Annotated in this window: 15 protein-coding genes; 8 read left to right on the top strand and 7 right to left on the bottom strand. The window is 54.4% G+C overall.

The features are described 5' to 3' along the window. Positions 1-89 precede the first annotated feature (89 nt). The 4 genes from AU182_RS05410 (at position 90) to AU182_RS05395 (ending at position 4,858) form a co-directional block, all read left to right on the top strand. Positions 90-1,316: an integrase arm-type DNA-binding domain-containing protein gene (locus tag AU182_RS05410; RefSeq protein WP_066961713.1), complete on the top strand. Its 1,227-nt coding sequence runs from the start codon at positions 90-92 to the stop codon at positions 1,314-1,316. A 17-nt stretch (positions 1,317-1,333) separates the two neighbouring features. Continuing rightward, positions 1,334-2,161: a hypothetical protein gene (locus tag AU182_RS05405; RefSeq protein ID WP_066961710.1), complete on the top strand. Its 828-nt coding sequence runs from the start codon at positions 1,334-1,336 to the stop codon at positions 2,159-2,161. A gap of 119 nt (positions 2,162-2,280) precedes the next feature. Then, the gene (locus AU182_RS05400; RefSeq protein ID WP_066961707.1) at positions 2,281-2,496 is read left to right on the top strand and encodes a hypothetical protein; all 216 of its coding nucleotides are present in this window, start codon (positions 2,281-2,283) and stop codon (positions 2,494-2,496) included. A gap of 364 nt (positions 2,497-2,860) precedes the next feature. Beyond that, positions 2,861-4,858, top strand: a complete 1,998-nt coding sequence (locus AU182_RS05395) for an AAA family ATPase (RefSeq protein WP_153039118.1) — start codon at positions 2,861-2,863, stop codon at positions 4,856-4,858. A 413-nt stretch (positions 4,859-5,271) separates the two neighbouring features. Here AU182_RS05395 and gntH read toward each other — a convergent pair whose 3' ends face one another. The 6 genes from gntH to AU182_RS05365 all read right to left on the bottom strand — a co-directional run bounded on the left by gntH (position 5,272) and on the right by AU182_RS05365 (position 12,623). Next, complete coding sequence (gntH, locus tag AU182_RS05390) at positions 5,272-6,720, bottom strand: guanitoxin biosynthesis MBL fold metallo-hydrolase GntH (protein ID WP_227718130.1); 1,449 nt, start codon at positions 6,718-6,720, stop codon at positions 5,272-5,274. Positions 6,721-6,785: 65 nt separating this feature from the next. Next, positions 6,786-7,313: a DUF3299 domain-containing protein gene (locus AU182_RS05385; RefSeq protein WP_066961699.1), complete on the bottom strand. Its 528-nt coding sequence runs from the start codon at positions 7,311-7,313 to the stop codon at positions 6,786-6,788. Between the two features lie 557 nt (positions 7,314-7,870). Then, positions 7,871-8,743, bottom strand: coding sequence for an alpha/beta fold hydrolase (locus tag AU182_RS05380; protein ID WP_066961696.1), 873 nt, complete (start codon positions 8,741-8,743; stop codon positions 7,871-7,873). A 354-nt stretch (positions 8,744-9,097) separates the two neighbouring features. Beyond that, on the bottom strand, positions 9,098-10,657 hold the full coding sequence (locus AU182_RS05375; RefSeq protein WP_066961693.1) for an amidohydrolase family protein: 1,560 nt from the start codon (positions 10,655-10,657) through the stop codon (positions 9,098-9,100). A 277-nt stretch (positions 10,658-10,934) separates the two neighbouring features. Then, the gene (locus AU182_RS05370) at positions 10,935-11,708 is read right to left on the bottom strand and encodes a DUF429 domain-containing protein (protein ID WP_066961690.1); all 774 of its coding nucleotides are present in this window, start codon (positions 11,706-11,708) and stop codon (positions 10,935-10,937) included. 66 nt (positions 11,709-11,774) lie between these two features. Next, positions 11,775-12,623, bottom strand: a complete 849-nt coding sequence (locus AU182_RS05365; protein ID WP_066961687.1) for a DUF6671 family protein — start codon at positions 12,621-12,623, stop codon at positions 11,775-11,777. 418 nt (positions 12,624-13,041) lie between these two features. On the opposite strand from AU182_RS05365, the gene AU182_RS05360 reads away from it, so the two are divergent. From AU182_RS05360 to AU182_RS05345, 4 genes are all read left to right on the top strand, one after another. Beyond that, positions 13,042-13,251: a cold-shock protein gene (locus tag AU182_RS05360; protein WP_066961684.1), complete on the top strand. Its 210-nt coding sequence runs from the start codon at positions 13,042-13,044 to the stop codon at positions 13,249-13,251. Positions 13,252-13,522: 271 nt separating this feature from the next. Continuing rightward, complete coding sequence (gene rnr / locus AU182_RS05355) at positions 13,523-15,796, top strand: ribonuclease R (RefSeq protein WP_066961680.1); 2,274 nt, start codon at positions 13,523-13,525, stop codon at positions 15,794-15,796. A 298-nt stretch (positions 15,797-16,094) separates the two neighbouring features. After that, the gene (locus AU182_RS05350; protein ID WP_066961678.1) at positions 16,095-16,466 is read left to right on the top strand and encodes a BlaI/MecI/CopY family transcriptional regulator; all 372 of its coding nucleotides are present in this window, start codon (positions 16,095-16,097) and stop codon (positions 16,464-16,466) included. Beyond that, on the top strand, positions 16,459-18,087 hold the full coding sequence (locus AU182_RS05345) for a M56 family metallopeptidase (RefSeq protein ID WP_066961675.1): 1,629 nt from the start codon (positions 16,459-16,461) through the stop codon (positions 18,085-18,087). Before AU182_RS05350 ends, AU182_RS05345 begins: the two co-directional genes overlap by 8 nt. Positions 18,088-18,209: 122 nt before the next feature. Here AU182_RS05345 and AU182_RS05340 read toward each other — a convergent pair whose 3' ends face one another. Beyond that, on the bottom strand, positions 18,210-19,736 hold the full coding sequence (locus AU182_RS05340) for a M20 family peptidase (RefSeq protein WP_066961672.1): 1,527 nt from the start codon (positions 19,734-19,736) through the stop codon (positions 18,210-18,212). Positions 19,737-19,843: the final 107 nt, after the last annotated feature.

Below are 19,843 nucleotides of genomic sequence, written 5' to 3'. Positions count from 1 at the left end.
TCGCCTTGACCCCACCAAACCACCGGAAAGCCCCGATTCATGTGGGATCGAGCGGACCACCCCCAAATTACCAATATGGAGTTGAACCCTTGGCCCTGTCCGACACCAAGGCAAAAGCCCTCAAGCCCCGCGAGAAGAAGTACCTGGAAGCTGATGAAAAGGGGCTCTACCTGGAAGTGAAACCCAACGGTACTAAACGCTGGGTCTTCCGCTTTCGCCTGCACGATAAGCGCAGCGATTTGGCATTGGGCATCTACCCAGAGGTAAGCCTGAAACATGCACGCCAAGCCCGCGACGAAGCAAGAGAGCATGTCGCCCAAGGCCTCGACCCGAGGGACGTCAAGCGTGCCCGAAAGGAAGCTGCCACTGAGGCAAACCGAAACAGCTTTTCAGCAGTGAGTGAAGAGTGGTTCGCCTCGAAAATGACCCATCTTTCAAAGACCTCCACAGACCGCGCAAAGATGGCACTGAACCGAGACCTACTGCCATACCTGGGCCGGCGCCCGGTTTCTGAAATCACCCCACCAGAGGTCTTACGCTGCCTGCGGCGCATTGAGAGCAGAGGAACCATTGAGACCGCCCATAGGGTTAAGCGGGTTGCTAGCCAGGTCTTCCGCTTCGCAGTTGCCACCGGGAAAGCCGACCGCGACCCCACCACAGACCTAACTGGCGCCCTCAAGCCCACAAAGAAGAAACATCTGGCCGCGATTACAGACCCGGTAGAGGTCGGCAAGCTGATGGTAGCCATCGAGGGATATCAAGGGACCCCCGTGGTGAAAACGGCCCTCAAACTGTCACCACTGCTGTTCTGCCGCCCAGGGGAACTGCGAAAGCTGGAATGGGCAGAGGTTAACTGGGAGGCCAAGCAGATAGAAATACCGGCGGAAAAGATGAAGACGAGCGAACCGCACATCATCCCGCTGGCGGAACAATCCCTTCTCCTGCTGCGGGAGTTGGAGCCACTGACCGGGCGCGGCCAATACGTGTTCCCTTCCGCCCGGGGCCAAAGCCGCCCCCTGTCAGACAATGGCGTTAGAACGGCACTACGCTCGCTGGGCTATGACAACGAAACCATGACCGCGCACGGCTTCCGGGCAATGGCCAGAACCCTTTTGGACGAGGTTCTGGGCTTCCGCATCGACTACATTGAGCACCAACTGGCCCACGGGGTGAAGGACACCTTGGGACGCGCCTACAATCGCACAAAGCACCTGCCACAACGCGCCGAAATGATGCAAAAGTGGGCCGACCACCTCGACAACCTTCGCAAACAGACAAGCGCCGGTAACGTGATTACTGCGCAGTTCGGCACCTGAAGGCGAAAAGAGCAAACATGAAACCATCGGAAAAATTGCCCAAATGGGTGCCACCGGCCTTTGCCACCCATTACGATCGTATCCTCACCGGGGAGGATGGCGAAGTCGGGAAGAATGGCCCTTATGGTGGCGGCTACGGCCTTCTTGCCGAATATGGCTACACCAAACAGCAACTGGTGCCCACGATTACAAGCCTGTGCACAACTCCGGAAATGGAGTCTGTATGGTCCCGCCTTGAGAAAACGTTTGAAGAGCATGATTGGAAAGGCTGGGAGTGGCACTTCCTGTGCCACCTTCTATTCGCTCGCTACCGCCGCAGCCCTTGGGACACGCTTACACCCAAGCAACGCCAGGACAAGCACGCAAGTATCATCAATCAAGTACGCGAGCTGGCAGCTAGCCTGCGTGACTACGAGCTTGATCACCCCGTCTGGAAATTCATTCAGCCCACTGAGTTTGAGGGGGCGATTAAGCGGCACCCTTTTACAAGTTTTACGTCCGGTTACCGTGAATCGGACATCGAAGGTAGGGAAAAACCAAGCCTGTTTTTGCCCGGAAACCCTCCGTACGTAGCTGACATTCTGGAGCGTCTCAGCGAGAAGGTATCCACAGATAAGCTGCACGAGCTTACCTTGGTGGAACGCAATACTGGACTCGGACGGGACTACATAATCTTCGCCCGCCGGATGGGCACATACTTCACTCAGTTTTTGGGCAGCCCCCACTATGAAACGGTAGCAGCGCTTGCGCGCGTTTTACTTTGTATAGAAGTGGACGCAGACACCGTGCGGAAAACTATCACTGGCTCACCGCACGATAAAGAAAAAATATTCCACAGAGAGTAAACCCCTGCACTCCCCCGGAACTAAGCCCCCGCTTTTTAACTGCTTAGTTCCGTTACGCCCGCCAGCTATCGCGGGAAGAATACGTATCGATCCAGTACAACCTAAACAGGAATCGATACATGCCTGAAAATCTATCTTCTTCTATCAATCCGGCTGCAATGTACCGCGCTCGCGCGTGCGCCCGCTTTTATTCAATCGGCCTTTCCACCTGGTGGCTCTGGACCAAAACCGGCAAGGCAAAACCCGGCATAAAGTTAGGTCCCCAGACCACAGTCTGGGAAGGGGCATATCTACTTGAATTAAAGCGGAAACTGATAGCGGAAGCGCAAGGCTGAGGGAAAAGGCCATGAAAAAAAACAGAACTACCCCGAAGGGCAGCCCTAGAAACAGAACGACAACTGATTATACCAACATGAAACCCCGCATGCTTACCCGACCGCAGCGGCTAGTATTGAATGCCCTTTTGGACGGACCACACACCCGCAGGGAGATCGACCTGCTAACCGGCGGCTACAGCGGGCCGGTGGTGATACATCAGCTCAGGAAGCTGGGCGTCGCGATTGAATGCCACATGGTGCTTTACATAGACAATTTCGGCCGCCCAGGACGTCGCGGTGTATATCGCCTAGGCGGAAAAGGCAATCGACGCATAGGAGGTAGAAGATGACGGGCTCTCCGGTGGCCTTGAACAGGTCGAATATGACCCCCGATCAGGATTTTGTAATTGGCACGTTACCGGAAGTTCCCATGCCAGCAGATCCGGTACGCGCCATCCGGGATGCCATGATAAACGTAGGGATCACGCCCCCGGACTATCTGGAACCGGACGGAGAATTACATCGCTTCTATATCGATGGCGACAGACAGGGCCAGAAAAACGGCTTTTATGTTTTCCACCTTGACGGCGTGGCCGCTGGTTTCTTTGGCTGCTGGAAACGCGGCATATCCCAAAACTGGTGCGCTAAAGAACGCCTAGAGATGACCCCAACAGAGCGGAAGGCCCATACACAGCTGGCGGCCGAAATGAAGCTCAAACGCGATGCGGCGACGGCAGAACGACATAAGGAAGCTAGAACAGAGTGTCAGGCAGCGTGGGACAGTGCAGAACAAGCTACCGGCACCGGCTACCTGACCCGCAAGGAGGTGAAGCCCTACGGCCTTCGCCAAGCGATGGAATGCCTGATGGTGCCCATGCGGGACATATCCGGCGATCTTTGGAGCCTGCAACAGATTTATCCCGATGGCGTGAAAAGGTTTTGGACAGGCGGCAAGATGCAGGGCTGTTTTCATCTAATCGGCAAACCTCGCAACCGCCTTTTTATCTGCGAGGGCTACGCCACGGGGGCAAGTATCCACGACGCCACCGGGGAAGCTGTAGCGGTAGCCTTCAACACTGGCAACTTAAAGCCCGTGGCCGAGGCTCTGCAAAAGAAATACCCGCAACTTCAAATGGTGGTAGCAGCGGATAATGATCATGCCACCGACGGGAACCCAGGCATAACAAAGGGCACAGAAGCGGCAGAGGCTGTGGGCGCACTTTTGGCGGCCCCTGACCTGTCGGGGGATGAAGGTACGGACTTTAACGACCTAGCAGCCCTACGCGGCCCTAAGGCGGTTCAGGAGGCACTGGAAGCGGCCACGGTCGTTCGCGAGACAAAGCGGGGCCGGTTTGACCTAGCCAACCACTTTGAAGGCTACAACCAGGAGATCAATTATCTGGTGAAGGGCTGGCTACCAGCAGAGTCTTTCGGCGTTGTCTATGGCGCATCTGGGACATTCAAGAGCTTTTTCGTCCTGAACTGGGCTCTTCACGTTGCTCTGGGTCGCCAGTGGAACAACTGTAAGGTTGTGCAAGGCGCTGTTCTTTATATCGCAGGTGAAGGCGGGCTGGGGGTGCGGCAGCGTATCAAAGCCCTGGCCGACGAATACAATAATGGGAGCGGAATCCCTGACCTGTACCGTCTCGACCACCCGGTATATCTGGACGGTGACGAGAGCGAACTACAGGGCCTGCTAGCGGCTATCAACCAGAAGCGCAGTGAGGCAGGAAAGGACTTCGGACTCATCATATTCGACACCACTGCACGGTGTATGACAGGCGACGAGAACAGCAATACAGACATGGGCCGTTTAATCAGGGCCTGCGACGGTCTCAAGGCTCGGACAGGGGCAACCGTATTGCTGGTGCACCATACCGGCAAGGGCGACTCCAAGACAGCGCGGGGAGCTTCAGCGCTGCGTGCTGCGTGTGACTATGAGTACCTGATAGAGAGGGCTCAAACGCCGGACCCACAAGTGGTAACGAAGTGCAAAAAAATGAAGGATGGCAAGGACGACCATGCCGCCCAGTTCACCTTAAAGGAGCGACACCTTTTCAATGACAGCGACGGCGACCCTGTTACTAGTCTGGTATGTAGTGATTCAGGCAATGCCGTTATGGCAAGCGCGGTAACGGACGTAGATAGGCCATCAATCACACCGCGCCAGCAATCTATCTGGCAAGCTGTTCGCTCTCGACAACAGTGTGGCGATTCCACAGCACGCGCAGTGGTGCGGGACGATATAAAAACTCAGGGAGCCTACACGAAAAACTACTCACGAGACCTGCAGTCCCTGCTTATCAAAGGAATGCTAGAGGAGCGTGAAGGCTGCCTGTACACGGTGCTAGCGGATGGCGAGCCGAACGAAGAGCCGTAGTTCGCCTCCTCACTTCAAGGTGAGGAGCAGAAGTGAACCACTGAGAAAAACCCACTCTAACTCCTCACCTCACCTCACCCCCTTAGGGGGTGAGGGAGTGAGGTAGAGGGCGAGGCAAAAGGTACTTCCCCGACACCCTACCCTTTGTGGGTTCGCGGCTACGCGGAATATGAATTCTGCGTGCCAGAATAATTTTTAACCAATCCACCCCGTAAACTGCCTCCACAGGCGACAGGCGAAGTAGTTATGGGGAGGGGGGCTAAATCTCTGGGGCTTTTGGGGTACACCATGCGGGTAAATGAATATGCGCACCCGCAATTTTAAGGGGTGGGGGTAAAATGAGTAACAGTTCCGAGGTAAAACCTATTGCCCCAGAAGGGCCGAAAAGCTGCCCTACAATCGATGCTCAGAACTCAGTCCCTGGTTCGTTCCTCCAGCGCCTTACGATTTTTCTGAGTAAGCTCCCAGTGGGCCCCCATACTGGCCTTAAGGTTGGCAGGTAAGGCATCAACCGGAGTCACTAGCGTGCTGTCGGCAGGCCATGTCTGGAGCAATTCAGGCTTGAAGCCTTTCGGGTAGTACAGGTCCGGGTTGATCTCCTTTTCTCGCACGAAAGAATTCTGAATCTTTGTTCTATCCGTTGGCGGCAAGGGCACCACCAACTGGCCATTGGTAAAGTCTTGCTGCGGTGCGCGCTGGTTGGGAAAGTCCGGCAGAATGCCCTCACGGACCCATATCTGGTCCGTGGTTACGTTCACGACAATGCCGTCCGGCGCACCAAAGTGGTAAGGGCCTTTCCAGTGATGCCGCACCTCGGCCACGGTTTCCTCATTCAGCCACGGGTCGAACGTCATATGGGTCGTCATGAACATGCGTGGCTTGACCTTGCTAGCGACATATCCCGCCGCATATCCGGGCGTGTGGTGGGTATCGATTGTGTAGCGGGCCAGAAACGGCGGCACGCCCTGCACCCCGGAGTTAATCTCAACTACTTCCTGTTGCAGCTCGGTGACGTAGACATCGCAGCCTGCGGCATACTCTATATCCAGCTCGCTGGGACGACCGTCGCCGGTCCAGACAAAGCACAGGGATTCGTCGTCACTGATCTGCCAGTCGAGACGGTAGGCAGAAGCACCGTCCTTGGCGTGAGAACGCTGCCAGTGGATCACTTTGACCCCATTATCTTCGTATACGATGCCGCCGCTGTCTTTAAAGTCGAACTCGTTTACCTGAATATCCCACCCCACACCGACCGGAAAAACACTGAAGGCATCCCGGTGCCAGGCGGTCATCTTTTTCATCCCTTCCACCATGGCTTTGGTGCCGAACTCAGGCGTGCGGCCGGATGGGCCATGCACTGTAATTGGCTTGTGCCAACCGCCGGACCAGGTGCCGAACATCCACACATACGGTAGTGAACCGTAGTGGTCAACGTGCAGGTGGGTAATGAAAATATTATTCATCTGATTAAGGGCAACCCGTGCGGCCGTATAGTTGGACACGGAACCTTCGCCGATATCAAAAATGAAGTTGTCGCCGTTGCCTAACTCGACAAAAATCGATGTATTCATCTGCCCCGGGCGAATTGTGGGTGAGGTTCCCATGAAAGTGATCCGCATCTCCTGAGGCTGCACATCTTCCGTACCAGGGAACCAGTTAGCCGCACTGGGTAGCCAGGGCTGCGGGCTGATGCCTTCGAACAGTAAGCCCTCCTTCCAGCGTCCCATGGGCACACCGCCACTGAGAACCTTGCGGATCTCATCTGGCGATGAAGGCTCCTGAACGGGTGTAGGCTCCGCCATACTCGTCACAGCAGCGGCCAGAGAGCTGGTAATCAAAACGGTCCCTATGGTGCGAATCACAATTTTATTCCTTTAGAAATGCGTTGAACTCATTGCCATACCGGCAATACTCCACAGCATAAAAATCAGTATTTGTATTCAGTGGTTAATGCCTGGACGATTCGATAGCCGGCCGGACCTTCATCGGTCATAACAGGCTTTAGAGACATCGCACCCACCACCCAGATAGGCGCAAAGGGTTGCTCAACGAGCACCGGTTTCAGGGTGTACACGTAGATAAGCTGATTGGGGTCCAGGTGCGTGTGACCGGTTACCTGATGGGGAAGGTAGGGGACCAGCAGAAACTCGGAAACTTCGTTTCCTTCGAAGACCACTGGTTTCATGTAACCAGGTATCGCGACGAGCTGCTCATCCAGGTCCGGTACGAGAGCACCTTTGAGTATATCGGTGGTAGAAATCTGGTCATATGCTTTGGATACCAACGGTGCCTCCCAGCCAACTGGCACAAGGTCCTTCCATTCAAGAACGCGATAGCGCTCATGCGGCACCTGCCCAGTATCGTCTGCCAAGACCACCGAGGCACCAGCAAAAACAGCTATAGACAATAAGAGGGAGAGGCGGTCAAACGCCCGCCTGAAAGATGATAAAAGCATGGGAAAGGTCTTCTTTATGTCATATTTAACAGACTGCCAAAAAACCGGAAACGGCAGTCAATCATGGATACCTTAGCCGAGATATCGCGTCCTCCATGAATGAAAAAAGAAAAAAACGACAATTTTGGCCGAAAGTGTAAATTTCCTCGTATTTCATCGAAGGCAAATCGATCCGGCATGTGAGATTTTAGACACGTCCAGATGGGCCGCCCCAGACGACGAAAGCCTAGCAGCCACCCCTACTGGTGGGGTTATTTGTGGGGTTCCCCTTCAGCCACCAACCAAAACCCATATATCACGTAGCATACAGCCAACTTTTCGACTCCGCCCATCCCACCAAATTAAAAAGGCCCGTTACCGCAAGGTAACGGGCCTTTTTAATTTGGCGAGCTGTCGCGAGAGGAACGCTTAGCGAAGGCTCAATCAGCGCATACCAACGGCTGAGAAAGCCACAAGCTGCCCTCTCTATATACCGGTTCTACGCAACTTTTAAACTATCGCTTTCCGCCCCCTATATTTGGCTGAAAAACTATCAGAAAGTGACTTCACTCTAGAGGTCATGACACCTTGCCGACCCGAGCACGCAAAAACTCCGTTATCGAAGAAACAATCCTTTCTGGCGCTTCCACGTTCGGATAGTGGCCAATATCTTCGAGTTCCACGATATCAGGATTGGGAATGAGCTCCCGGTATCGCTCTACCATATGCGCGCCGGAAATCGGGTCAGACAACCCCACGGTCAGACGAATGGGAATAGAGGGTTGCTGCAGTGCCGATACCCAGCGTTCGCGATATTGGCGCCGCTGATTCATGTAGTCCATCAATCGATGCATGACCAGCTTCCCACGATTGTGGGTGATGAGCCTCCAGAAATCATCGATCTCTTGCTGCGAGGGTGGTGTATCAGGCCCAAAAATCTTCCTGAAATTTTTCTCCAGCTTTTTCCGATTGAAAAATCGGGCGAGCAGTCCACCGCAAGGGCTGAGCATGAGTTTTTGTATCAACAGTGCCCGATGCGTTTCCGGGAACAAGCCGCCGTTCAGAAGATGCAGTGACCGCATAGAAAACGAGAGCTTTCCGTCCAGTTGTCGCGACAGCAGTTCTTGTGCGACGGTATCACCATAATCATGGGCGATCAGGTGCGCAGACTCCACACCAAGCGTATCCAGCAAGTGTTCAAAAATATCGGCCTGTTCAAAAATCAGGTATTCTTGCCGTGGCTTGCTACTGTAGCCAAAACCCAGCATGTCGAGAGTGATACACCGGTAATGTTCGGTTAATGCTGGCCAAATCTTTTTCCAGTCCCAGCTGGAGGTTGGAAAACCATGAATCAGTAGCAGCGCTGGCCCCTGACCTTCATCCCGGTAGAAGATTTTATGCCCACGGTAATCGAGATACTGCCCAGAATCACGCCACGCGGATAACTGCATCGCCCTGCCCCCAAGGTCGTTTGTTTATTGTATTGACGACGTTCTAACACATTAATAGCTATTGCTCATCCGTTTTACCCTTCCAGGCTGAGTTCTGTGCCCGCAATCGTGTAGTGGCCAACAGATTCCGGACCGGAAGTTACGCTTTTGAAGCAGCGCCTTCTCCCAAGCGATTTACTCCCGGCACTGCGCCAGAGCATCCTCCGGCACAAATATCCAGCCCTCCCCCACCGCCCCCCAGCATCGGGCCAGCAAGATTCCAGTACCGCGCTGCAGGCTGTCATACAGAACTGGGGCGTACTGAAGCGTGCCTGACGTGGATGACCTACAACATACTAGGGCTCTTTCTTAACATCATTGCCCTTTATTGCGGATCGCAACACCCGCTGCCACGCGCTGTACTTTTGAATCATCGACAACAACTTTCCCGTTCACGATGACATAGGGGATACCGGTAGATGGCAGAGAGTTTTTGCCGATTTCTGGGCCCGCATTGTCCGTCACGCTATTGGGGTCAAATACCGTGATGTCTGCGACAGCTCCCTCCTGAATGCGGCCGCGTTTCTTCATTTGCGGCACGTGTTCTTCCAGAAATTGGGCAGGTCCATAGGTCATCTTTGAGATTGCCTCCATCAACGGGATGGCCTTGGTCTCGCGCACCATTCGCAAGATTCTTGCATGGGCACCGGCACCACGGGCGTGGCCATTCCCCTTGCCGAATTGCGTATCCCAGTCACCATTCAAACCGCCATCGACGATATACGGCATTGCGTCTGAACCAATGATGACACCGGGGCGGGTTAGTGCCTCTTTGATGTACTCGTCTTTCATCGAGTACATCAATAACTGCGTGTCGGGCGCTTCCTTGCGTAGGCGGTCAAATTCTTTGTCGGTCAGCGCCTTGCCGGTTTCGGTCACCTTATAGTCAGAGGCTTTGATGCCCAGGCGGTCTTCAAACCCAGGCTTGTTGTAGTCGGCGTCGACGTAAGTACCCGCGTATTTGTAGGGATAGAATTCACCGACTACTTTCTGCCCCTTTGAGCGTGCAGCATCAATCAGGTCCAGGCATTCTTTGGTTAACCCGAGGCAGAGGCTGGGAATATGGTGCAGCAACAGGGGAACGTCGTTTTCGCGCGCGATGGTCAACATTTCCGTCATCCCCATGAATCCGCTCGGCGGAATCTGCGACAGGTAGCGGACATGCGACGTGATTGGCACATTGTACTTTTTTGCCAGGCCGGTAACGGCCATAATTTCTGGGCTGCCAACAACGGTGTAGTAGCCGATGGGAAAGCCGATCCCAATGCCTCCCTGTTTTAGCCCCTCTTCCACGGCTGCGAGAATCTTCGGCTCATCCTTGGGGTCATACAGCTTTGTTTTCCACTGCTGCCCATCATCCATGGCGCGCGTTACAGAGCCCTCGTAGAGGACGCGCCCACCCGGGTTCTGACCATCGAGAACTTTCAGCCGTGCAAATGCGTGGGATACGGTGGCACCGTAATTTAACAGGGCCTTGCCCTCCCAATATTTGTAAAATTGATCGATGGGATACTGACCGACCTCCAGATCCATTGGTGTGGTCACGCCATCGCGCGCGTACAGCCGAAATGCAAAGTCATCCTGCCCATGGGAGTGGAGGTCGATAAAACCCGGCGCAACCACATGACCGGTCGCATCGATATTCCTCGCGCCCTTGATACTTTTGGTGGTAATAGACGTTACAACGCCGTCCTTGATACCTACGTTAGCCACCGCGTCGTATCCCGTCTCCGGATCCATAACGCGACCATTCATGATGACAATGTCATACGCTTCGGCGAAGGCATGGGCGGTGAGCAATGGCACCGATATCAATCCCAGCCACGCTACGACAAGGGCTTTGAACACCAAATGAAACTGTGCGCGAATATGCATGAGGCCTGTCCTTGTTAGAAATACAAATGCGCTAAAACTCTAGTCGAATAGCATGAGAAAAAAGTTCAGATTTGAAATTTGACGCCAGAAAAAATTCACCAGGGCTTGGCTCTTCCCCTGTTCCCGCCTTCGCCAGGCAATGACACCCCATTTTTTTTCAGCAGCAACATCCAGTGACTGGCTGGCCTGTAAACCTACGGCCAGTAGACCTGGCGCACGCCCGCTCGAATCGCCAAACCAAACGCCAGACCAGACGCCGAACTATTCACCGCCGCCGCTACGCCAGCGCATCCTCCGGCACAAATATCCAGCCCTCCCCCGGCGGCACCCCGGCATCGGGCCAGCAAAGCGCATCCGGTTGCGCGTGGAACAACCACGCAACCAGCGCACACAACAGGGCATCGCGCTTGTCCTCGTGGTCAATACCTGACCCGAATCCAGCCATGTCCCAGGCCTCGGGCTGGGTAGTTGCGGATACGGTGCGATATTTCTGCAGCAGCTCGCGCACTCTTAGGGATGACTTGCAGGCGGAGGGGTAGGCTTCAAACGCGCTAAGTGCCACACCGTTGCGCCAGACACCGGTCTCAACGGCTTCCGGAGCGAAGCGGGCGAGTGCGTGCATGCCCTTGGTGGCCTGGCTGCCGATCATGTCTTTGACTGCCGACAGGGGTTTCAAGCCATGCTGGAATAGAAAGTGTTCCGTGTAGCGGAACAGGTAGGGGTTATCCGCCGATTTACCAATATCACCAGCGGCGCCCTGGCCGCTGATCAGGTTCAGGAATGGCCGCGAAAAGCCAAGCGGTGTATCAATGGCCATCACCACCGGCGGCAAGTCGTCGCTGCATTCGATTTCGCAGTAACGCAACAGTGTCTGAAGCCATTCCCGCGTACTGCCGGCCTCATTGATTGCGGTGCGCAGGTTGCCGCGCCAGGGCTCGCCGAGCAGGTTCCGCTTTCCATCCAGCACCACCAGCGCATCGCGACTGTTGGCATTGCTATCACAGTTCCAGCCACCCACATCCCAGCCAATAAAGAGTGTGTCGACACTCATAAATAATTCAGCCTCCGAAAATATTGGCGGAGCGCGCCCGGCCTGACCGTGGCAGCGGTGACGGTGTTACGGATTACACCGCTGGCACTGGCCCGGGTCTGCCTGGGCTTGCTCTACTGGCTGTCGCTCGGTAAAGCCGCACTGCCGGCATTGCTTGATGCGCGTTTTTGCCAGCGCCGTTGGCTCGCTGCACCAGGCGCAGGGCAGGCCCCGCTCTACAGACGTTTGCCAGAAGTCGGGGGCGGTGCATGTTGGGCACAGGGACTGCAGCCGCTGGCACAGCTGCGCTGCCGCCTGCGCGATGTAAACACGCCTTTCCGGGCAGTGCATGGCACGCAGGTCTGGCTCCAGGCGCACTTCGCCTTGAATCGCTCCCTGTGTCAGCAGGCCCTGCTCGATCAGTATTTTCTGCATCGATGCGTTGCCGGTGAGGCCTTTGTAGAGCCGGTCAGACAGGCGCAGTATCCATGCCTGCTCTGGCGGAAACCGGCCCACCCAGTCGCTTAATTCCTGCCATGAACTGGATGAGATAGGTCCCAGGCCGACCGTGCCGGCGGCGTGGGCGGTAATTTCCAGGTCCTGCTTTGCGTCGTAGAACACCAGAAGCTCTTCATCCCAATTCACCAGCCCCGGCATTGGGCCGCCGCCAAAACTGCCCTCGCTGCCAAGCCCGAAATCCAGACCGGTCAGTTCGCACGCCAGCCGCGCCTTGTGCGCGGCGCACTCCCGTGGCGAGAGTTCGCGCGGTATTTCTCCGCTAAAGGTGCCCAGCGTGTCGGTATCGAACGCATCGGTGGTTACGACGTGCAGCCCAAGTTTCGCCAGTGGCGGGCTGATCACCGCGCCTTTGTCGTGTTTGGTCAACAGCGCTACGGAGAGGTTCTGGTAACGATTCGTGTGTCTGGACAGTGTCATTTTCCATGCACTCCTCGATTGTCTGTTATGAAGCCAATAACCCTATAGGCGGAGGCGTCTAGGCGTCGACGGTTCCCGCGTTGCTGCCTGCCCGGGGTGCTGAGCCCGGTGACTGAGCGGATGGTGACTTGCAAGTTCTGCAACCCATGCCACCCCTTGACCCTACGTATCCTCCAACCGCCCCAGCATCCCGTGTCCATCCCCTGCTCCCTCCCGCACAGGACGGACGGTAGAGAAATGCTTTGACTTAGTTGCCGGGGAGGCCTACAGTGACCTTAGTTAAAAAGTAAGTCTCTTGTTTAAATCCTCAGTTTCGTAGTAGTCGTATTTCTTCGTCCTGTAGCATCTAAATTCCAGTCTTTTTTTTGCTATTCATGCCTCATGAAGGGGCACCCCTACTTGTTTACAGGAAATTATCATGTCTAAGACAACTACCGGCACTGTTAAGTGGTTTAACGAATCTAAAGGCTTTGGCTTTATCGAACAGCAGTCTGGCCCCGATGTGTTCGCACACTTCAGCGCCATCGCTACCTCAGGCTTCAAAACCCTGACCGAAGGCCAGACCGTTGAGTTCTCCGTGACTCAAGGTCCGAAAGGCCCGCAAGCTGAAAATATCGTTTGCGCCTGAGCGAATTCGCTCACACGGGCAATGGGCCAGACACTGGTCCACTGCTGAGTGGCCTTAAGTGCCGCTCCGGTTGCGCAGCCCATCTGGGTTACGCAGCCTGAAAGACGGGCACTCGCACTGATCTCAGTTTGAGTGCCCTACTGCAATACCGCTCAACATTGTTGAGTCATTCCGCCTGCATATCTTGCCGAGTAACACCTGATCTGTCTTTACACATCACTCCAGTTTTTACCAAGCGCAATCTTATTGGCGGTTTTCCCAAGAGGAAATCATGAGTAAATCCCCAATAGCTGCGTTTAATCCGCAGGACGCAGAGAAGTACAGCCACCCTATTCCCGCGCGTGAGTTCATTATGAGCTTGCTCGAAAAAAACAACACCAAGCTCGACCGAGAGCAACTGGCAAAAGTCCTGCACCTGTCTGGCGACGAGCAGAAAGAAGCCCTGCGCCGACGCCTGCGCGCCATGGAGCGCGACGGACAAATTCTTTTCGATCACGGCAAAGGCTACAGCCTGTTGAAACCCGAAGATCTGGTCAGTGGCCGCGTGATCGGCCACCCGGACGGTTTCGGCTTTCTCAAAAGTGACGACGCCAGCGAAGACCTATTTTTGTCCGATAACGAAATGCTCAGCGTATTCGACGGCGACCTTGTGCAGGCCCGAGTCAGCGGTTCCGACCGCCGCGGCCGCAAAACCGGGGTTATCGTCAATGTGCTCGAGCGCAATACCACCCACCTGGTGGGTCGTTTGCAGTTTGAGGAAGACCACTACTTCCTGAAGCCTGAGAACAGCCGTATTACCCACGAGATCGATCTCGACCGGGACCAGTTGATGGGCGCAAAGCCGGGCCAGTATGTGTTCGTCAAGATCACCGAATTCCCCAGCCGACGCTATAACGCCTTCGGACGTATCACCGAGTTGCTGGGTGACTCCATGGGCCCGGGCATGGAAATCGATGTGGCTATCCGCAGTCACGAGATTCCGCACAGTTGGCCAAAGGAAGCGTTGCAGGCCGCCAAGCGACTGGGCAGCACCGTCCCCGAAGCGGACAAGCTACACCGGGCCGACTTGCGTGAACTGCCGTTTGTCACCATCGACGGTGAAGACGCCAAGGACTTTGACGACGCCGTGTACTGCGAAGAAGTGGCTTCCGGTGGCTGGCGCCTGTTCGTCGCCATCGCCGATGTGTCCCACTATGTCGCCCCCGCCAGTGCGCTGGATCTGGAAGCGGAAAAGCGGGCCACGTCCGTGTACTTTCCCGGCCGCGTGGTACCGATGCTGCCAGAATCACTGTCGAACGGCCTGTGCTCACTCAATCCGCAGGTAGACCGGCTGGTGATGGTGTGTGAAATGACCATCAACAAGTCCGGCAAAATGACCGGCTACACCTTTTCGGAAGGTGTGATTCACTCCCACGCCCGACTGACCTACAACCAGGTCAATGCGTTCATTACCGCACCCAAATCCCGTGTTGGCCGCGAGACGGCGCACCGCCTCGGTGAGACTGCGCCGCATATCCAGGCGTTGCACCGTCTGTATGCCGTGCTGAAAACAGCGCGTACCAAGCGCGGGGCGATGGATTTTGAAAAGCCCGAAGTGCAGTTCGTATTTACCGACGACCGCAAGATCGAGCGGATCGTGCCGGTGGTGCGCAACGATGCGCACAAAATGATTGAAGAATTCATGCTGAGCGCCAATGTGGCCACGGCCGATTTCCTCAAAAAGCAGAAGATGCCGGCACTGTACCGGGTGCACGATGGCCCGCGCGATAAAAAACTCACCGCGTTGCGCGCTTTCCTGAACACCAAAGGACTCAAACTGGCCGGTGGCAACAAGCCCTCGCCGGCGCATTACGACCAGTTGCTGCGCAGCCTGGGCGAGCGCCCCGACGCGCAGACCGTTCGCACCATGATGCTGCGCTCCCTCAGCCAAGCGGAGTACAGCCCGGATAACCAGGGTCACTTCGGTCTGGCGTATTCCGCCTACGCGCACTTCACCTCGCCGATTCGCCGTTACCCGGACTTGCTGGTACACCGCGCCATCCGCTCGGTCATCCGCCAGCAAAAGCAGCGCAACCCGCTCCGCCGTGCACTCAAATTTGTGATCGGCGCAGGCGATGCACCGGTGCAGCGTTTTGAAAACGCCAAGCCGCTTGCTCCAGGTAAAAGTTACCCCTACGACATGGCGGCGATGCAGAACCTTGCGACACACTGCTCGACAGCTTCCCGCCGCGCGGACAAAGCGAGCTGGGACGTCGAAGCGTGGCTGAAATGCGAATATATGCAGGACTTTATCGGCGATACCTTTGAGGGCATCGTGAGCAGCGTCACCCACTTCGGTCTGTTCATTGAGATCAGCGAGACCCAGGTCGAAGGACTGGTGCATATCTCTGCGCTGAAAAAGGACTACTACAACTTTGACCCGGCCACCCAACGCCTGGTCGGCGAGCGCAGCAACGCCAGCTTTGCCATTGGCGACACCGTGAAAGTACGCGTGGTCGCTGTGGATATGGAGCGGCGCAAGATAGAATTTGCCCTGGCCAACTAGAGTCGCACTCGGGCGTTAGGACCTCTTTCCTGGCGCCGTGGCCCGCTACATTACGCTAGCGGGCCAATTGCAGGGCAGGATGCTTAAAGCCACCGACGGGCACCTCTATCGCCCCACACGCACAAGCCACCCGCCTACCCCGACATCTCCGTCAAACTCCGACAAGTATTGGTCTGCGGGCCTTATATTCCATTCTGATCTATAAAAATTGCCACTTACTTCTAATTAGCCGTTTTCATTATCACGCCCACTGACTACATTTGTAATCATTAAGACTACAAGTGTAATCGGAGCGAGTATGGAGATTTCGGAAGCGGAACATGAAGTCATGGAGGCACTATGGGCTGGCGCTCCCGCTAGCGCTCGTGAAGTTTTTCAGCGCCTGAGGAACAAGAAGAGTTGGCAAGAGCGCACCGTAAAGACGCTCCTGAGTCGCTTGGTTAAAAAGGGCGCTATCGGTTTTGAAAAAAAAGACAGGGCTTACCTCTACTCCCCCTGCTTCGATCGTGAGGCATATCAAATCAAACAGAGCAGAAAACTCGTCGAACGACTCTTTGATGGACAGCTCTCTGTATTGATCTCTGGCTTTGTCAAAGGTGGGGATTTGAAGAAATCCGACATTGAGGAGCTCAAGGACATTATCGAACAGTGGGAAAAAGATAATGATTAATTGGGTGCTAGAACAACAGGCGCTGCTTACGCTGGTGCTACTCGTGGTTTGGCTTAGCGACCTCATATTGACAAAACGTATAGGCGCGAAATTTACATACCTGCTTTACCTACTTATCCCTCTGGCGATCTTTGTTGCAAGTCTTCCTCCCATAACCTTAGATTATGCCGCCTCTGAAAACGTCGCCTCTAATTTAGTCACGGAGGTCATAGCGTCAACAATCCAAACGGCCAATGACTCTGGAATTTACCGCAATATAACACACACTTCGACGATTCAATTTCAATGGATATGGCTGGCCGGAGTCATTGTATTGGCCTCCGGGCTGGCTGTTGGGCTATTCAAATTGGCCACGCTGCCAAAAAAACCGGTACTCAAAGACAGCCTGTACGACCAACTTCCCAACGGGATATTTTACACATCAGATAAAGTCCGGGGACCTATCTTGAAAGGTATTTTTCGCCCGGAAATAATTCTCCCTAGCAACTACCGACAATGTTATGACTCACGACAGCTGCAATTTGTATTTGAACATGAGCTTGTGCATGCCCGTCGATATGACAACCTATGGAATTTGCTCGCACTGGCTTTAGCAAGCATTTTTTGGTTTAACCCTATTGTCTGGATTGTGTACTTGAGATTTAGACTCACTCAAGAATGTGCGTGCGACGAAGAGGTATTAGCGCAGGCAAGTAAAGGGAAAAAAATCCTGTATTCCAGGGCGATGCTGCAGTCCTATGAGAACTGGAATGGATTCTGGATGCTTCAATCACATTACGGAGACAAAGTGACCATGATTACAAGAATCAATCGGCTTAAATCTAAAATAAGACCATCACGAATAGCCAGGTTCCTGGCTGGTGGAGCGAACGCCTTAATCCTTTCATTCGCTTTTCTCTGGGGACAGGTGAGTGCAAGCCCTCAGAACACCATCAACCTGAATGATGCAAAATTACTACCGTTTTCGCTACCACGTGCGGCGTTCATCGAAGGTGCTCAAGGTGAGGTTCATCTTCAGTTTGATGTTACTGAGGGCGAGATTTCATCGATCGACGTACTGGACACGGTAACTTCCGGTGGCCATGTAAATTCGTTTATTGAGGCAAGTAAAAATTACGTTAGCAGCTTTCCTTTCACCGGAGATAACGCGAATCTTAAAGGGGCAGAATACGTAGTACGCTTCCACATAGCAGGTGTCGGAACATCTCAAACCGTACTTGATGCTGTTACGGAAAGAATGCCTTATCGAAAAATCCACTTGCTGCCCTATTCAATTCCATCGCCCGCAAATGAGCTAAAGTTCACAGGAACACCAGCCTTGCAGCCCATTAAAAGCCACTACCCAGATTATCCAGACGGGCTCGAAGCGCTGGGGATCTCAGCATCTTCTACCGTAGAATTTGATGTAAAGGAAGATGGAGTTGCAATCAACACACGTGTAATTAGTGTGACTGCGCCTGCCGAGTATCAGCATGCATTCCGTGAGGTTGCGTTAAGAGAAGCGAGCAACTTGAATGTATTCTTGAACAATTCTGGAAAGACAATCAATAATGTCAGGGTAACACTGCACTGGAATCCGGCAGACCACACAAAGGGTCTGGACCACTCAAAGCTAAAATAAAACCCGAAGTTGTAAACCCTCTTGGTCAAACACATAGAAGTTCGAAAATTGGCCAAGAGGGTGAAGGACCTAACGAAGGGTTGGGTATCGACTTTCTTGCCAAAAATTGACAAGCATTAAAGTCAAAGTTCTTCCAGGTTATTCATCAACTGGTAGAAAAATGCGATCGAACGACCGTATTCATCCACCAGAATGCGTTCATTCACCCCGTGAAAGCCGGCAAATTCCTTGGTGGATTCCAGCTGTATCCCGGTAATCGTGTAGACATTCGGAGCGAAAGGCCTGGCCTGGAAATGCTTGGAATCCGATCCGCCGATCACAAAAAACGGCGAGACAATCAGGTCATTGCCCCAGGTTTGCCGGATGGTTTTTTCCAGCAGCTTGTAGCCGTCCCCATGGGGGTCAGCGACGTTCGTTGGTGGGGTGGATGCGGAAATGTCCTTGATGCTGATGCGATCGTCGTCGATCGCCTTTTTCACATGGGCAATGACGCTTTCTTTGGAATCCTCCGGCGCGATCCTGAAATTGACCACTGCGGTTGCCGAAGGCGGCAGTACATTGTCTTTAATGCCAGCATTAAACATGGTGACCGCGATGGTGGTATGCAGCATGGCGCGGGTCACCTGATCTTCGGCCATTTCCTCGATGAACTTCTGCTCCAGCTCGGTGGTCTTTCCGTCGTCACCGTATGCGACGGCCTTGTACATCGCCTGCTTTTCCTTCGGCAGCTCTGGCCCCATAAAGCGGTACTGGTAGCGCACCGCCTTGTTGATCTTGTAAGGGAACTGGGCATTTTCCAGTTTGGTGATCGCCTCGGCCAAAATACCGATATTGGAATGCTCGGGCGGCTGGGATGAATGGCCACCTTCCCCATTCACCGACAGTTCCAGGCTCATGTAGCCCTTCTGGGCAATCCCGATCAGCGCGGAGTTTTCCTCGATGCCGGGAAACAGATTTGGTATCAGCGGCGCAGACTCGTCAATAACAAACGCGATCTCCTTGAGCCCACGCTGCTCCAGCACGTCTACCACATGCTTGGCACCTTCCGGGCCACCCACTTCCTCGTCGTGACCAAACACGAAGTAAAGCGTGCGGGCCGGCTGGAAACCTTCCTTGATCTTCATTTCCGCGGCTTCGAGGATGGCATGAATCTGGTTTTTGTCGTCCAGTACGCCGCGCCCCCAGATGTAGCCATCGGCAATTGCGCCGGAAAAAGGTTCGTGCTTCCACTGGTCGCGGGACTCCTCTGCAATGGGAACTACGTCCTGATGCGCCATAAACACGGCAGGGGGCAGTGACGGATCCTTGCCCTCCCAGGTGTACAGCAGGCTGTAAGGGCGGGGCTTACCCAGCTTTTCTCGCTTCAGAGTCTTGTGGACGTTGGGATAGGCCTGTTCGAGAAACGTGTGGTAGCCCTCAAACGCCTTCACATCAAAATCCGCTCTGTCCTGATTGGAGATGGTGGGGAACTGCACGGCCTTGGACAACCGTTTCACTGCGGCGTCCACATCAACCTTGATGTCTACTCGCTCAACGCCCTGCATCTGCATGGAAGAGAAGTCCTGGTCTGCACTAGTGACCGTCGCAAGGCTCACACTCATAAGGACGGCGGCGAGCACATTCAATGATTTCTTCTTCAGTAACTGCATGTTGCGAACTTCCTTGTTCCGTAATCCATTCAATGCAGGAATTATTCATGGGGGCCAGTGAATTTGCTGGCCAGCACTTGATAAGGAGCCCAGTTTTTTTGATGCGG

Origin of the sequence: Microbulbifer sp. Q7 (assembly GCF_001639145.1) — a bacterium.
Taxonomy (GTDB): domain Bacteria; phylum Pseudomonadota; class Gammaproteobacteria; order Pseudomonadales; family Cellvibrionaceae; genus Microbulbifer.
Note: the sequence above shows the minus strand (reverse complement) of the source record. Positions and strands in the feature narration are given on the sequence as shown.